14 protein-coding genes are annotated in these 14,600 nt (G+C 74.9%); 8 read left to right on the top strand and 6 right to left on the bottom strand.

Annotated elements, in window-relative coordinates:
- Positions 1 to 134: 134 nt before the first annotated feature.
- The 3 genes from ACZ5HG_RS08155 to ACZ5HG_RS08165 all read right to left on the bottom strand — a co-directional run bounded on the left by ACZ5HG_RS08155 (position 135) and on the right by ACZ5HG_RS08165 (position 2,474).
- The gene (locus ACZ5HG_RS08155) at positions 135 to 812 is read right to left on the bottom strand and encodes a hypothetical protein (RefSeq protein ID WP_464181698.1); all 678 of its coding nucleotides are present in this window, start codon (positions 810 to 812) and stop codon (positions 135 to 137) included.
- A 94-nt stretch (positions 813 to 906) separates the two neighbouring features.
- On the bottom strand, positions 907 to 1,644 hold the full coding sequence (locus ACZ5HG_RS08160; RefSeq protein WP_464181699.1) for a S1C family serine protease: 738 nt from the start codon (positions 1,642 to 1,644) through the stop codon (positions 907 to 909).
- Positions 1,641 to 2,474, bottom strand: coding sequence for a zinc ribbon domain-containing protein (locus ACZ5HG_RS08165; protein WP_464181700.1), 834 nt, complete (start codon positions 2,472 to 2,474; stop codon positions 1,641 to 1,643). Before ACZ5HG_RS08165 ends, ACZ5HG_RS08160 begins: the two co-directional genes overlap by 4 nt.
- Before the next feature lie 105 nt (positions 2,475 to 2,579).
- On the opposite strand from ACZ5HG_RS08165, the gene ACZ5HG_RS08170 reads away from it, so the two are divergent.
- Entirely contained in the window at positions 2,580 to 3,944 is a 1,365-nt protein-coding gene (locus ACZ5HG_RS08170) for an MFS transporter (RefSeq protein WP_464181701.1), read from the top strand.
- 16 nt (positions 3,945 to 3,960) lie between these two features.
- Here the strand turns inward: ACZ5HG_RS08170 and ACZ5HG_RS08175 are convergent, their stop codons facing one another.
- From ACZ5HG_RS08175 to ACZ5HG_RS08185, 3 genes are all read right to left on the bottom strand, one after another.
- A complete protein-coding gene (locus ACZ5HG_RS08175) occupies positions 3,961 to 4,317 on the bottom strand; it encodes a DUF1844 domain-containing protein (RefSeq protein ID WP_464181702.1) in 357 nt (118 codons plus the stop codon).
- 180 nt (positions 4,318 to 4,497) lie between these two features.
- The gene (locus tag ACZ5HG_RS08180; protein WP_464181703.1) at positions 4,498 to 5,940 is read right to left on the bottom strand and encodes a catalase; all 1,443 of its coding nucleotides are present in this window, start codon (positions 5,938 to 5,940) and stop codon (positions 4,498 to 4,500) included.
- A gap of 85 nt (positions 5,941 to 6,025) precedes the next feature.
- The gene (locus ACZ5HG_RS08185; RefSeq protein WP_464181705.1) at positions 6,026 to 6,472 is read right to left on the bottom strand and encodes a Fur family transcriptional regulator; all 447 of its coding nucleotides are present in this window, start codon (positions 6,470 to 6,472) and stop codon (positions 6,026 to 6,028) included.
- Between the two features lie 299 nt (positions 6,473 to 6,771).
- On the opposite strand from ACZ5HG_RS08185, the gene infC reads away from it, so the two are divergent.
- The 7 genes from infC (at position 6,772) to pheT (ending at position 14,401) form a co-directional block, all read left to right on the top strand.
- Positions 6,772 to 7,854 (top strand): translation initiation factor IF-3, encoded by a 1,083-nt coding sequence (gene infC / locus ACZ5HG_RS08190; protein ID WP_464182124.1) that lies wholly within the window; start codon positions 6,772 to 6,774, stop codon positions 7,852 to 7,854.
- 87 nt (positions 7,855 to 7,941) lie between these two features.
- On the top strand, positions 7,942 to 8,136 hold the full coding sequence (gene rpmI / locus ACZ5HG_RS08195; RefSeq protein WP_464181706.1) for a 50S ribosomal protein L35: 195 nt from the start codon (positions 7,942 to 7,944) through the stop codon (positions 8,134 to 8,136).
- Positions 8,137 to 8,199: 63 nt separating this feature from the next.
- Positions 8,200 to 8,586, top strand: coding sequence for a 50S ribosomal protein L20 (rplT, locus tag ACZ5HG_RS08200; protein WP_464181707.1), 387 nt, complete (start codon positions 8,200 to 8,202; stop codon positions 8,584 to 8,586).
- Positions 8,587 to 8,813: 227 nt separating this feature from the next.
- Complete coding sequence (locus tag ACZ5HG_RS08205; protein WP_464181708.1) at positions 8,814 to 9,716, top strand: TrmH family RNA methyltransferase; 903 nt, start codon at positions 8,814 to 8,816, stop codon at positions 9,714 to 9,716.
- Between the two features lie 150 nt (positions 9,717 to 9,866).
- Positions 9,867 to 10,511: an RNA 2',3'-cyclic phosphodiesterase gene (gene thpR, locus ACZ5HG_RS08210; RefSeq protein ID WP_464181709.1), complete on the top strand. Its 645-nt coding sequence runs from the start codon at positions 9,867 to 9,869 to the stop codon at positions 10,509 to 10,511.
- A gap of 282 nt (positions 10,512 to 10,793) precedes the next feature.
- A complete protein-coding gene (gene pheS, locus ACZ5HG_RS08215; RefSeq protein WP_464181710.1) occupies positions 10,794 to 11,861 on the top strand; it encodes a phenylalanine--tRNA ligase subunit alpha in 1,068 nt (355 codons plus the stop codon).
- Complete coding sequence (gene pheT / locus ACZ5HG_RS08220) at positions 11,861 to 14,401, top strand: phenylalanine--tRNA ligase subunit beta (protein WP_464181711.1); 2,541 nt, start codon at positions 11,861 to 11,863, stop codon at positions 14,399 to 14,401. The genes pheS and pheT overlap by 1 nt, the downstream gene beginning before the upstream one ends.
- The last annotated feature ends 199 nt before the right edge of the window (positions 14,402 to 14,600 follow it).

A 14,600-nucleotide genomic window follows, 5' to 3' on the forward strand; every position in this document is an offset into this window, starting at 1 on the left:
CGCGCTGCCCGGTCCCCGCGCCGCCCGACGCAACGCCGTCTGATCCCCGCTCCGCCTGAACCCGCGCTCGGCCCTGCGCCGACGGGCCCGGGCGCGACCTGGCCCCGCGCCGCCGTCGCCGACCCGCGCGGGCGTCAGCGCCGCCGGTGCAGCACCCAGGCGAGCGCGAGCACGGAGACCGCCCCGACCACCTGGCCGCCGAGGATCACCCGGTTGAGGTCGAGCGCCGGGTGCCAGTGCACGCCCTCGTCGTCGACCACGTAGACGCCCAGCGGCTTGGTGCGGGTGGCCGCCGATCCCGCGTCGGCCCAGCCGCGCCCGCGGCCCCGGCCGTGCGCGTGACCCGGTCCACCGTGCGGGTGCGGCCCGTGCCAGCCGCCGCCCGGCCCGGGGCGCCCGTGCCCGAACGGTCCCCAGCCGGGCCCGCGCGGTGCGCGCCCCCACGGTCCCGCCGCGCGAGCGGCCTCCGGAGCAGCCTCGTCCGCCACCGCCTCCGGCCTGCCCTCCGGCGCGTCGGCCGCGTCGGCGACGTCCTGCACGTCAGCACCATCCGCGTCGACCGGCCCGCCACCGGCCCCGTGCCGTCCCGCGCGGAAGCCGTAGCGCCCACCACCGGCGGCGCGGGCCAGCGCGTTCAGCCCCATCACCTTGGCGACCGGCACCACGAGCACCCCGTCGCGCTCGTAGGCCTCGCCGAACACCCGGCGCACCGAGGACGCGTCCCCGACGGCGCGGGCGAGCTCGGGCAGGTCGGCCAGCTCCGGCACGTCGGCGAGCTCGACCGGCTCCGGTGCATCCTCGTCGTGGCTCATCGCGTCCTCCTGGGTGTCCGGTGGTCCCGGCGGGTCCGGGCGCGGACGTTCCACCGTGGCACGTCCGGGCGGCCGCCACCAGGGCCCCGCGGGATCAGCCGGCGCAGGAGGTCGTCGCGGTGAAGGAGGAGTCGTCGGCGAGCATCTGCCTCAGCGTGCTCACCGGCACCACGAAGCTCTGCCCGGTGGAGTTCTTGGCGTAGACCACGCCGACCACGCGTCCCTCGGTGTCCAGCACCGCGGATCCGGAGGACCCGGGCTCGACCGGGGCGTCGGTGACCAGCACCTGCCCGAGGTTCTCGTTCAGCGGGTCGGTGGTCGCGCCGATCACCTGGCCGCTGGTGACGGTCAGCGCACCGCCCTCGGGGTACCCGACCACGGTCACCGCGTCGCCGGGGGCGGGATCGGCCTCGGCCAGCACGGGTGCCGAGGGCAGCGGGTCCGCGGTGCGCACGACCGCCAGGTCGGCCAGCCCGGCGGTCGAGGACGCGGTCACGGCGATGTCCCGGCCGTCGTAGGTGGACAGCTGGAGGTCGGCGGAGTCGGCCACCACGTGCTTGTTGGTGATCAGGGTGGTCTCGTCGATCGCGAAGCCGGACCCGGTGGACAGCGACGCGCAGCCGACGTTGCGGATCCGCACCGCCATCCGCTGCGCGGCGTCGAAGCCGTCGGGGGACAGGTTTCCGGAGGAGGTCGGCGTGGCGGCCGGCACGCTGGTCGGCACCAGGTCGGTCGGCACCGGGCCGGGCATCGCGGGCAGCACCCCGCAGCCGGCGAGCAGCACCACCGAGACGGCGGCGACGAGCACCGTGCTCCCCGTCGAGCGCCTCACCCGTCCGTCCCCGCGGCGAGCTCCTGCTGGAGCTGGGTGTTGGCGTCGGTGGCGATCCCGCACACCCGGGTCACGTCGTCCTTGAACCGTTGCAGGTCGGTCGGGTCGTAGGCCGCCGAGTTCTCCAGGTAGCCGATCAGCTGGTTCTGCCCGTCGATGCAGGTGGACAGCGCGGAGGCGACGTTGGCGGCGGCCTGGGAGACGCGCTCCTGGTAGTCCACCAGCTGCCGCTGGATCTCCCGGTCGTCGCCGATCTGGGCCTTCTCGTCGGCCAGCTCGGTGATCCGGGCCTGCGCGGTCGCGAGCTGATCGTTCACGGCGGCGAGCTCGCCGACGGTGCCCTCGTGCTCCTCGCGCAGCGCGGTCAGGTCCGTGCCGATCGTGCGTGCCTGGTCCTCGATCCCCTGCGCGTAGTCCTCGAACCGGACCGTGCGGATCCACAGGTAGGTCGACAGCGCGGTCACCAGCACCAGCAGCACCGACAGCACGATCACGGCCCACGGGCGACGGCGGTGCCGGCCGGCGGGCGCCGGGGCGACGTGCCCGTGACCGTCCTCGCGCGGCGTGGCCCCCGGCAGGTCCGGCGCGCCGAGCGGCGGCAGGAACGGCGTGCCGAGCGGCTGCGTGGGCGCGGGCTGCGGTGCGGGTGTCGGCGCGGTCGAGGCCCACGACCCGGCGGCGGGCCAACCCGGCGTGTGGCCGGCCGGGGTCGCGGACGCGGTCTCGGCAGCGGGCTCGGGGGCGGCGCCGGCGGCGGGTCCGGGCAGCCAGGACGACTCCCCGGGCGGCGTCGGCGGTCCGGGGCGGTCGGGAGGCGTGGCGGACGTCACGCGCCACAGGATAGGCGGACGAGCAGGCGGCACGCCCGGGCATCCACCGTCCACGGCTCGGATTCACGTCGAGCCCGTGGCCCGCGGCACGGCAGAATTCCTCCCATGCCCCTCGCCCCCTACGGACGTCTGCTGCGCCTGCCCGGAGTCCTCCCGCTCGTCCTCGTCGCCTTCGTCGCGCGCATCCCGCACGCGATGACCGGCGTCGTGCTCACCCTGCACGTCGTGAGCACGCTGGACCGCGGGTACCGCGACGCCGGGCTCGTGGCGGCGGCGATGACCGTGGGCGTGGCGATCGGCTCCCCGTGGCGCGGCCGGCGGGTGGACAAGCTCGGCCTGCGCCGCGCGCTGATCCCCTCGGTGGTCGTCGAGTCGGCGGTGTGGATCCTCGCGCCCCGGCTCGGCTACGAGGCGCTGGTGGTCGCGGCGGTGGTCGCCGGGGCGTTCCTGGTGCCGGTGTTCTCGGTGGTGCGCCAGTCGCTGGCGGTGATCGTGCCGCCGGAGCAGCAGCGCACCGCCTACGCCATGGACTCGGTCGGCACCGAGATGACCTTCATGCTCGCGCCGACGATCGGCGTGCTGATCGCGACCCAGGTGTCGACCTCCGCGGCGCTGACCGTGATCGGTGTCGCCACCGTCGGCGCCGGGCTGTTCCTCATGTGGTTCAACCCGCCGACCCGGTCGGCCCCGGTCGAGGGCGCGGTGCCGGTCGCCGCGCCGAAGGGCCGGCTGGTGTCGCCCGGCGTGCTGGTGATCCTCGCGGCGGCCTCCGCGGCGGCGCTGATCCTCAACGGCACGGACGTCGGCATCATCGCGGCGCTGGAGGGCTGGGACCAGGAGCAGGCGGTCGGCTGGATGGTCGCGCTGTGGTGCGTCGGCTCGGTGATCGGCGGGCTGGTCTACGGCGCCGGCCGGCACGAGCTGCACCCGCTGGCGCTGGTCGCGCTGCTCGGCCTGTGCACGCTGCCCGCCGCGCTCGCCAGCACGCAGACCCAGCTCGCGGTGGCGGTGGTCATCGCGGGCCTGCCCTGCGCGGCGAGCCTGTCCGCGATCAACGCGGCCCTGGTCCGGATGGTGCCCGAGCACCGGCGCGGCGAGGTGATGGGCTGGAGCGGCACCGCCAACACGGTCGGTGCGGCGCTGGGCGCCCCGGTGTGCGGCGCGGTGATCGACCGGCTCGGCCCGCAGGCCGGCTTCGCGATGGCCGGCGGGGTGGGCCTGGTGCTCGCCGCCGCGGGGCTGGCGGTGCTGACCGTGTTCCGGCGCCGGTCGGCGGCGCGCGCGGCCGTGGATTCGGCCGAGGTCGTGACGGCGGCCGACCAGGTCGCGGACGAGGGGATCGTGGCGCAGATCGTCGTGCCCATGGATCTGGCGGAGCCGGCGGGGATCGCCGAGCACACCGACCGCGACGTCGCGCGTCGGGCGGGGCAGATCGGGCACGGCGCGGGACGGGCCGCCGCCGCGGACTGACTCCGCGGCGTCCCCGTTAGGACACGGGGCCGGTGAACTTCTCGCCCGGGCCCTCGCCGGGGGCGTCCGGGAACGGCGAGGCCTCGCGGAAGGCGAGCTGGAGCGAGCGCAGCCCGTCGCGCAGCGAGCGCGCGTGCTGGTTGCCGACGTCGGGCGCCGAGGCGGTGACCAGGGCGGCCAGCGCGGTGATCAGCTTGCGGGCCTCGTCCAGGTCCGTCAGGTCGCGCCCCGCCGTGGTGGCGGTGTCCTCCGCGAGCCCGCACTTCACCGCCGCGGCGCTCATCAGGTGCACGGCGGCGGTGGTGATGACCTCGACCGCGGCCACGTCGGCGATGTCGCGGGTGGCGGTGGAGGCGTCCGGGATCTGGCTCATGCGCCGATCCTGCCATCCCACCCCCACTCGCACCCCCGCTCCCGCACGCGTGCCCGCACCCCGCCCGCAGACACCCCCTGCTCCCCGAGCCCCGGCGAGGTCGGTGGTTCTGCACGAGGTCGGTGGTTCTGCGCCGCGTGATCGTGCACGAACCACCGACCTCGTAGGCCGGCGCGAGTGCTACGCCAGCGCGGCCGCCAGGGCTGCGCCGAGCTGGGCGTCCATGTTCGTCCAGTACTGGATGGCACGGGCGCGGATCTCGGGGCTGCGGACCGCGCCGACGTGCCCGGTGATCGTGGTGAGGAAGCGTGCGCGGGCGGCGTCGTCGAAGACCTCGCGGTACAGCGTGCCCGCCTGGACCCAGTCGTCGTCCTGCGGGTGCAGGGTGGCCGCGGAGCGGACCATCTCGCCGTCGGACTCCCACCCGCCGTGCTCGCCGGCACGTGCCGGGTCGGCCGCCGGGCCGCCGAGGGAGTTCGGCGCGTACACCGGCACGTCGGCGGGCGGGAAGGTGATCCGCGCCGCGCCGTCCTTGGAGTAGGCGTGCACGGGGGAGTGCGGGGCGTTCACCGGCAGCTGCGCGTGGTTGGTGCCCACCCGGTACCGGTGCGCGTCGGCGTAGGAGAAGATCCGGGCCAGCAGCATCTTGTCCGGGCTGGCGGCGATCCCCGGCACGAAGTTCGAGGGGGCGAACGTCGCCTGCTCGATCTGCGCGAAGTAGTTCTCCGGGTTCCGGTTCAGCTCCATGACGCCGACCTCGATCAGCGGGTAGTCCGCGTGCGGCCACACCTTCGTCAGGTCGAAGGGGTTGAACCGGTAGGTCTTCGCGTCCTCGTACGGCATCACCTGCACCGACAGGGTCCAGCGCGGGAAGTCCCCGGCGGCGATGTGGTCGAACAGGTCGCGGATGTGGTGGTCGGCGTCCGACCCGGCGAGGGCGGCGGCCTCGTCACTCGTCAGGTTCTCGATCCCCTGCTGGGTGGTGAAGTGGTACTTGACCCAGAACCGCTCGCCCGCGGCGTTGATCCACTGGTAGGTGTGCGAGCCGAATCCGTCCATGGTCCGCCAGGAGCGCGGCAGCCCGCGGTCGCCCATCAGCCAGGTCACCTGGTGCGCCGACTCGGGCGACAGCGACCAGAAGTCCCACTGCATGTCGTTGTCGCGCAGGTTGGAGCCGGGCAGGCGCTTCTGCGAGCGGATGAAGTCGGGGAACTTGATCCCGTCGCGCAGGAAGAACACCGGGGTGTTGTTGCCGACCAGGTCGTAGTTGCCCTCGGACGTGTAGAACTTCAGCGCGAAGCCGCGCGGGTCGCGCCAGGTGTCGGGGGAGCCGTGCTCGCCGGCCACCGAGGAGAACCGCGCCAGCATCTCGGTGCTGACCCCGGGCTGGAAGAGCGCGGCACGGGTGTAGCGGCTGACGTCGTGGGTGGTGGTGAAGGTGCCGAAGGCGCCGCCGCCCTTGGCGTGGACGACGCGCTCGGGCACGCGCTCGCGGTTGAACTGCGCGAGCTTCTCCACGAGGTAGTGGTCGTGCAGGACGATCGGGCCGTCCGCGCCGACGGAGAGCGAGTGCGCGTCGGACGCCACGGGGGCGCCGGAGGTGGTCGTGGTCGGGTCGGTCACGAGAGTCCTTCCGGTGGGAGGGTGCGCGAGGGCACGCCGGGGACCGGCCGGGCTGGACCCGGTCGGTGGATGGGTGGGGTGGGTGTCAGCAGCCGGCGCGGCAGGAGGGGCAGACGCCCCAGTAGGTGACCTCGGCGGCCTCGATCGTGAAGCCGGAGGTCGAGCTCGGGGTGAGGCAGGGCGCCTCCCCGACGGCGCAGTCCACGTCGTCGACCGCGCCGCAGATCCGGCACACGACGTGGTGGTGGTTGTCGCCGACCCGCCGCTCGTAGCGCGCGGGGTGCCCGGCGGGCTCGATCCGGCGCAGGATGCCGGCGTCGGTCAGCGCGTGCAGCACGTCGTAGACCGCCTGCACCGACACGGTCGGCAGGGCGGTCCGCGCCGCGCGCAGCACGGTGTCGGCGTCGGCGTGCGGGAGCGACCCGACCGCCTCGAGCACCGTGAGCCGCGGGGCGGTGACGCGCAGCCCGTGCTCGCGCAGCAGCTCCGCGGGGTCGGTGACCGGTACGGGGTGGCTGTGCTCGACGGGCATGACCTCACCCTGGCATGCTTTCTGGAACAGTTCAAGCAGGGATCTGACGGTGCGTCAGGTCGATCGGCGGTCGCGCCGAGGGTGGTCGGGGGTTCTGGTAGAGTTCTCCATGACTGGCCTGGGTCGACGTGCGTCCTCTCGAAGACGGACGACGAACCAGGTGCACAAGTGGAGTCCATCCCACCTGAGTCTCGACCGACCGGTTCGCCGGCGACAGAGTCCAGGTCTCGGTCCGAGGGTCGTCGTCGCTCGCTGCTGCGGGTGTCGTGCGACTCGGTGCTCGTGCCCCCGTGGCACGGGTGCGGACCTGTCGTGGCCCCCACCTGTACCCAGGATCGGGGGCCTTCCTCGTTCCTGGCGGTCGTCCACGACGACTTGAGGAGCACCACATCAGCGAGCCCCGCATCAACGATCGGATCCGCGTCGCCGAGGTCCGCCTGGTCGGCCCGAACGGCGAGCAGGTCGGGATCGTCCGCGTGGAGGACGCACTGCGCCTGGCCCAGGACGCCGACCTCGACCTGGTCGAGGTCGCCCCGGACGCCCGTCCGCCCGTCTGCAAGATCATGGACTACGGCAAGTTCAAGTACGAAGCCGACATGAAGGCGCGCGAGGCACGGCGGAACCAGACCAACACGGTTCTCAAGGAGATCCGCTTCCGGCTCAAGATCGACCCGCACGACTACGCCACCAAGAAGGGCCACGTCGAGCGGTTCCTCGGTGCCGGCGACAAGGTCAAGGTCATGATCATGTTCCGTGGTCGTGAGCAGTCCCGCCCCGAGATGGGTGTGCGCCTGCTGCAGCGGCTCGCGGACGACGTGACCGAGCTCGGCTTCATCGAGAGCATGCCGAAGCAGGACGGGCGCAACATGATCATGGTGCTCGGCCCGACCAAGAAGAAGGCTGAGCAGAAGAACGAGCAGCGGCGCGCCCGCCGCGAGGAGCGTCCGGAGCAGGCCCCCGTCGCGGAGACCGCGGTGGACGCGCCCGTCGAGGCGGCACCCGTCGCGCAGGCTCCGGCCGCGGAGGCCCCGGCCGCCCCGGCCCCGGTCGTCGAGGCCGAGCCGGCAGCGCCGGTGGTCGAGGCGGAGCCGGTCGTCGAGGCCGCTCCGGTCGCCCCGCGTCCCGCCGCGAAGCCGGCTGCTGCCAAGCCGGCCGCGGCACCGCGTCCGGCCGCTGCGCCGAAGCCGGCCACCTCGGCCGCGCCGAAGCCGGCGGCGGCGCCCAAGCCCGCTGCTGCGCCGAAGCCGGCCGCCCGGCCGAAGCCCGCACCGGCTGCCGGTCCCGCCGCGACGCCGGCACCCCGGCCCGCGCCGCGCCCCGGCCCGGCCGCACCCCGTCCTGCTGCTCGACCGGCGCCCCGGTCGACCGGCGGGACCGCCTGACCAGCACCATCACGGACGGGTCCCACCGGGCCCGGACGGACGAGTCACGCGAGAGCGCGACGCGACGACAAGGAGAGAGCGGCAGCCATGCCGAAGAACAAGACGCACTCCGGTGCGAAGAAGCGCTTCCGGGTCACCGGCAGCGGCAAGGTCATGCGCGAGCAGGCGAACGCCCGTCACCTGCTGGAGCACAAGTCGAGCCGCCGCACGCGTCGCCTCGCCGCCGACCAGGTCGTCTCCGCGGCCGACGCCCCCAAGATCAAGAAGCTGCTCGGCAAGTGACCCGTCGGCGCCTCTCGGGGCGCCACGGGGCCGGCTGAGCCCTGACTACGCAAGGAGCATCACGTGGCACGCGTGAAGCGGGCGGTCAACGCCCAGAAGAAGCGCCGGGCAACTCTCGAGCGCGCCAGCGGCTACCGCGGTCAGCGTTCGCGCCTGTACCGCAAGGCCAAGGAGCAGGTCACCCACTCCCTCGTCTACGCCTACCGTGACCGCAAGGTCCGCAAGGGCGACTTCCGCAAGCTGTGGATCCAGCGGATCAACGCTGCGGCGCGTGAGCAGGGCATGACCTACAACCGCCTGATCCAGGGCCTCAAGCTGGCCGGCATCGAGGTGGACCGTCGCGTCCTCGCCGACATGGCCGTCAACGACGCCCCGGCGTTCAACGTCCTGGTCCAGGCCGCGAAGGACGCGCTGCCGGCCGACGTCAACGCGCCCCGCGCCGCCGCCTGATCCCTTCCGGGACAGCACCCCGCGAGCACGGCCCCGTCCGCGCCCGCGTCCCGAGACCCCCGTGAGCCCCCGTGGCTCCCGGGGGTCTCGTGCGTCCGGGGCCGTGCGCGCTTGCGCCGAGCGGACAGCAGTTGTCGCTTCAGCGCGCCCGGAGGCGACAAGAGCTGTCCTCTCGGCGAGTGGGGTGTGCGGCCCGCGGGGCGTGGGCGATGGGAGGATGGCTCACCATGAGCGCTGAGAGGCCCGGCTCGGGGCTGCTGACCAACCCGCACGCGGACCGGGTCAAGGCGGTGCGCGGGCTGTCCGCGCGGTCGGCACGGCGGCGGGCGGGGCGCTACCTGGTCGAGGGACCGCAGGCGGTGCGCGAGATCGTGCGCTGGGCGCCGGAGCAGGTGCTCGACGTGTACCTGACCCCGGAGGCCGCGGAGCGCTACGCCGAGATCGTCGCGGACGCCGAGGCGGCGCGGCTGCACGTGCACCTCGGCGAGGACGCGGTGCTGACGGCCATGTCGCCGGACGCGCAGGGCGTGCTCGCCGTCGCGGCACCGCCGGCGTCGGTGGCGGCGGTCGGCCCGCTGGGGGCCGAGGCGCTGGACGACGTGCTGGCGACCCGTCCGCGGCTGGTGGCGGTGCTGGCGCAGGTGCGCGACCCGGGCAACGCGGGCACGGTGATCCGGGTGGCCGACGCCGCCGGTGCCGACGCCGTGGTGCTCGCGGGGGACTCCGTCGAGGTGACGAACCCCAAGGTCGTGCGGTCCACCGTCGGCTCGCTGTTCCACCTGCCCGTCGTGACCGGGGTGCAGGTCGCCGAGGCGGTGGACGCCCTGCACGCCGCCGGTCTGGCCGTGCTGGCCGCCGACGGCACGGGGGAGCACGACCTGGACGACCTCCAGGACGCGGCCGTGCGCGGTGCGGCGGCTGCCGATGGCGCCGGGGACGGTGGCGCGGCCCCCGACCTGCGGGCGCCGACGGCGTGGATGTTCGGCAACGAGGCGTGGGGGCTGCCCGCCGAGGACGCCGATCGTGCTGACGCGGTGGTGCGGGTGCCGCTGCGCGGGCGCGCCGAGTCGCTCAACCTCGGCACCGCGGCGGCGGTCTGCCTCTACGCCTCCTCGCGCGCGCACCGCTGACCGGCCCGGCGCGCTGCGTGCCGGCCGTTCGGCGGTCGGGTCGCCTCGTCCCGGGTGCGCGCGGCCCGCGGTCCTTCCGCCGAGGTGCGCTCCGGTCGGTGACGCACGATCCGTCCGGACCCGCGTCGATCCCGGTGGCATGCTGGCCCGATGCGTGTCTTCGCCGGTCTGTGGCCGTCCCCGGAGGTGTCCGAGCACCTGAGGTCCACGCTGGTGTCCGCGGTCGGCGTCGACCCGGTGATCGCGCCCGGGCGGGGCGAGGACGGCGTGCGCTGGTCGGCGGCGGAGTGCTGGCACGTCACCCTGGCGTTCTACGGCGACCTCGGTGACGGGCGGGTCGAGGACCTGGCGGCGTCGCTGGAGCGGGTCGCGACAGGCGCCGACCCGTTCGCGCTGCACCTGACCGGCGCCGGGGTGTTCGCGCACCGCACGCTGTGGACCGGGGTCGGCGGGGAGGTCGACGCGGTGCACGACCTGGTCGCGGCGTGCCGGGAAGCCGGTGACGAGGTCGGTGCCCGGCAGGACGAGCGGGTGCGCTCCCGTCCGCACCTGACCCTCGGCCGGGCGACGCCGGGCGGCCCGGATCGTCGACGGTCCCGCGCCCGTCGTGCCGCCGGCCCGGACCCTGCCGACCTGCTGGTGCACGCGCTGGCGGTGTACCGAGGACCGACCTGGCCGGTGGACGAGCTCGTGCTCACCGCGTCGCGGCCGGGGGAGGGGCGTGCCGGCGGCCCGCTGTACGAGCACCTCGGCCGGTGGCCGCTCGGCGGCGCGGGCACGGGCGCGGACGGCTGATCGTCCGAGCGCGCCCGATCGCGCGGCCCTGCTCGCCCGGTCCGCCTGCTCGCCCGCGCGCCGACCCCCGGCCCGCCGCGCCGCCCCCGTGTGGCACGATGGCGGCATGACCTCCGCCGCGCGCCGATTTCCCGGGCCCGTTCCCGGGCAGCGTCGCTGACGCGCGGACCCTCCCGTCCTGACCGGCGGGCGGACCTCAGCCCTGGGAGCGGGCGCCACTAGACTGCCCTGCTGGTCGGCGCGTCGAGTCGGCCGGCCACCCCTCCCGCCTGGAAGGTCCGGATGTCCACGCCTGACGCACCACCCCTGTCCCCGCTCGACGCCGCCGGTGTCGAGCACGCCCTCACCGAGGCGCTGTCCGCCGTCGCCGCCGCCGGCGACCTGGACGCCCTGAAGACCGCGCGCCTGGCGCACACCGGCGAGCAGAGCCCGCTGGCGGTCGCGAACCGGCAGATCGGCGGCCTCGCGCCCGCGGACAAGGGCGTCGCCGGTCGCACCGTCGGCCAGGCCCGTGGCCGCCTGAACGCCGCGCTGGCCGCGCGCCTGACCGAGCTCGAGGCCGAGCGTGACGCGCGCGTGCTGGTCGAGGAGGCCGTGGACGTCACGCTGCCGACCGGTCGCCGTCCGGTCGGCGCCCGGCACCCGCTGGAGCTGCTGCAGGAGCGCGTGGCGGACGTCTTCGTCGCGATGGGCTGGGAGATCGCCGAGGGCCCCGAGGTCGAGGCCGAGTGGTTCAACTTCGACGCGCTGAACTTCGGCCCGGACCACCCCGCGCGCCAGATGCAGGACACGTTCTACGTGGCCCCGGGCGAGGGCGAGCCGGACCCGCACCTGGTGCTGCGCACGCACACCTCGCCGGTGCAGGCGCGCAGCCTGCTCCAGCGCGACCTGCCGGTGTACATCGCGTGCCCGGGCCGGGTGTTCCGCACCGACGAGCTCGACGCCACGCACACCCCGGTGTTCCACCAGGTCGAGGGCCTGGCGGTCGACAAGGGCCTGACGATGGCGCACCTCAAGGGCACGCTGGACCACTTCGCGAAGGCGATGTTCGGCCCCGAGGCCCGCACGCGGCTGCGCCCGTCGTTCTTCCCGTTCACCGAGCCCTCCGCGGAGATGGACCTCTGGTTCCCGCAGAAGAAGGGCGGGGCCGGCTGGATCGAGTGGGGCGGCTGCGGCATGGTCAACCCGAACGTGCTGCTCGCGGCCGGGATCGACCCCGAGGTCTACTCCGGCTTCGCGTTCGGGATGGGCATCGAGCGCACGCTCATGCTCCGTCACGAGATCGCGGACATGCACGACATGGTGGAGGGCGACGTGCGCTTCTCCACCCAGTTCCGGGCGGTGATCTGATGCCTCGCATCCCTCTGACCTGGCTCGGCGAGCACGTCGAGCTCCCCGTCGGCCTGTCGGCCGAGCAGCTCGCGGTCGACCTGGTGAAGGTCGGTCTCGAGGAGGAGGCCGTGCACCCCGCGGCCGTGACCGGTCCGCTGGTCGTCGGCCGGGTGGTCGAGCGCCTGCCGGAGCCGCAGAAGAACGGCAAGACGATCAACTGGTGCCAGGTGGACGTCGGCGAGGCGGAGCCGCGCGGGATCGTCTGCGGTGCGCACAACTTCGACGTGGGCGACCACGTGGTCGTCGCGCTGCCGGGCGCGGTGCTGCCGGGGCCGTTCGCCATCGCCTCGCGCAAGACCTACGGCCACGTCTCCGACGGGATGATCTGCTCGGCCCGTGAGCTCGGGCTGGGCGAGGACCACGCCGGGATCATCGTGCTGGCCGAGATCGGGATCGACGCCGCCCCGGGCACCGACGCGCGCGAGCTGCTCGGGCTCGGCGAGGAGGTCCTGGAGATCAACGTGACCCCGGACCGCGGCTACTGCTTCGCGATGCGCGGCGTGGCCCGCGAGTTCGCGCACTCCACGGGTGCGACGTTCACCGACCGTGGCCTGCCGACCGCCGACCTGGACCTGGGAGAGGCCGGTGACGGCTTCGCCGTCGAGATCCGGGACGAGGCGCCGATCCACGGCGTGCCCGGCGCGGACCGGTTTGTCGCCCGCGTGGTGCGGGGCGTGCGCGCCTCGGCGCCCTCGCCGTCCTGGATGCAGCAGCGCCTCACGCAGGCGGGCATGCGGCCGATCTCGCTCGCGGTGGACGTCACGAACTACGTGATGCTCGACCTCGGGCAGCCGCTGCACGCCTACGACCTGGCGACGCTCAGCGCCCCGATCGTGGTGCGGCGGGCCCGCGCCGGCGAGCGGCTGACCACGCTGGACGGCACGGACCGTGCGCTGGACGCCGAGGACCTGCTGATCACCGATGGTCCGGACGCCTCGCGCGTGCTCGGCCTGGCCGGGGTGATGGGCGGCGCCGACAGCGAGGTCTCCGAGGCGACGACCGATCTGCTGATCGAGGCCGCGCACTTCGACCCGGTGACGATCGCCCGCACCGCCCGTCGGCACAAGCTGCCCTCCGAGGCGTCCAAGCGCTTCGAGCGCGGTGTCGACCCGCTGCTGCCGCGGGTCGCGGTCGCGCGGGTGGTGGCGCTGCTGGTCGAGCACGGCGGTGGCACCGCCGAGGCCGTGGTGACCGACGTGGACCGCACCGCCGGCCCGCGCACGGTCGCGCTGCCGCTGTCCCTGCCGTCCCGGCTGATCGGGCTGGACCTGGACGCGGAGGCCGTGTCCGGCTACCTCACGATGATCGGCTGCACCCTCGGCCCGGTCACCGACGACGTCCTGCAGGTCACGGTGCCGTCCTGGCGGCCGGACCTGACCGTCGGCGTGGACCTGGTCGAGGAGGTCGCGCGGCTGCACGGCTACGACCTGATCCCCTCGGTGGTGCCGCGCTCGCCGGTGGGCCTCGGCCTGACCGTCGACCAGCGTCGTCGTCGCGCGGTGGCGCAGGCGCTGGCCGGTGCGGGCTGGGTGGAGACGCTGTCGTACCCGTTCGTCTCGACCGCGCAGCTCGACGCCCTCGCGCTGCCCGCCGACGACGCGCGGCGCGCGATGGTCCGGCTGGCGAACCCGCTGTCCGAGGAGCAGCCGTTCCTGCGCAGCAGCCTGCTGGTCACGCTGCTCGACACCGCCCGGCGCAACGTCTCGCGCGGCACCACGGACCTGGCGATCTCGGAGATCGGTGCGGTCACCCGCCCGCGCTCCGGCGCCCCCGTCGCCCCGGTGCCGCCGGTGGCGCAGCGCCCCTCCGCCGAGACGCTGGCGGCGCTGGACGCCGCCGTGCCCGAGCAGCCCCGGCACGTCGCCGGTGTGCTGACCGGGCTGCGCGAGCCCGCGGGCTGGTGGGGGCCGGGCCGGGTGGCCGACCACACCGACGCGGTGGCGGCCGTCCGCACGATCGCGGAGACGCTGGGCGTGGAGATCCGGCTGGTCGCCGACCAGGTGACCGCGCCGTTCCACCCGGGCCGCTGCGCCCGCGTGGAGACCGCCGAGGGCGTCGTCGTCGGCCATGCCGGCGAGCTGCACCCGAAGGTGGTCGCGACGCTCGGCCTGCCGGCGCGTGCCTGCGCCTTCGAGGTCGACCTGACCGCGCTGCTGGCCGCCGCCCCGCAGGCGCCGGTGGTGGCCCGTGAGGTGTCGACCTTCCCGGTCGCCAAGGAGGACGTGGCCCTGGTGGTCGAGGCCTCCGTGCCGGCGGCGGACGTGCTGGACGCCGTGCGGGCCGGTGCCGCCGCGAGCCCGGCGGGCGAGGTGCTGGAGAGCGCCGAGCTGTTCGACGTCTACACCGGCGAGCAGGTCGGCGCGGGTCAGCGGTCGCTGGCCTTCGCGCTGCGGCTGCGCGCCGCCGACCGCACGCTGACCGCGGAGGAGACCGCGGGTGTGCGCGAGGCGGTGGTCGCCGAGGCGCACCGCCGGTTCGGCGCGACGCTGCGCGCCTGACGCACCACCCTCGACGGCCCCGGCCGCTGCTCCCGCGCGGGCAGCGCCCGGGGCCGTCCAGCGTGCGGGCCCGGCGCCCGCTCTCTCCGCGCCCGCGCGTCGAGCGTGCACCAACGCAGGCTTCCGGTGCGCTGAAGCCTGCGTTCGTGCACGCTCACCGAAGGCCGGTGCGTCCCTCGGATCCGGTCCGCAGCGCCCG

Source organism: Cellulomonas sp. GTC20042 (assembly GCF_055389595.1).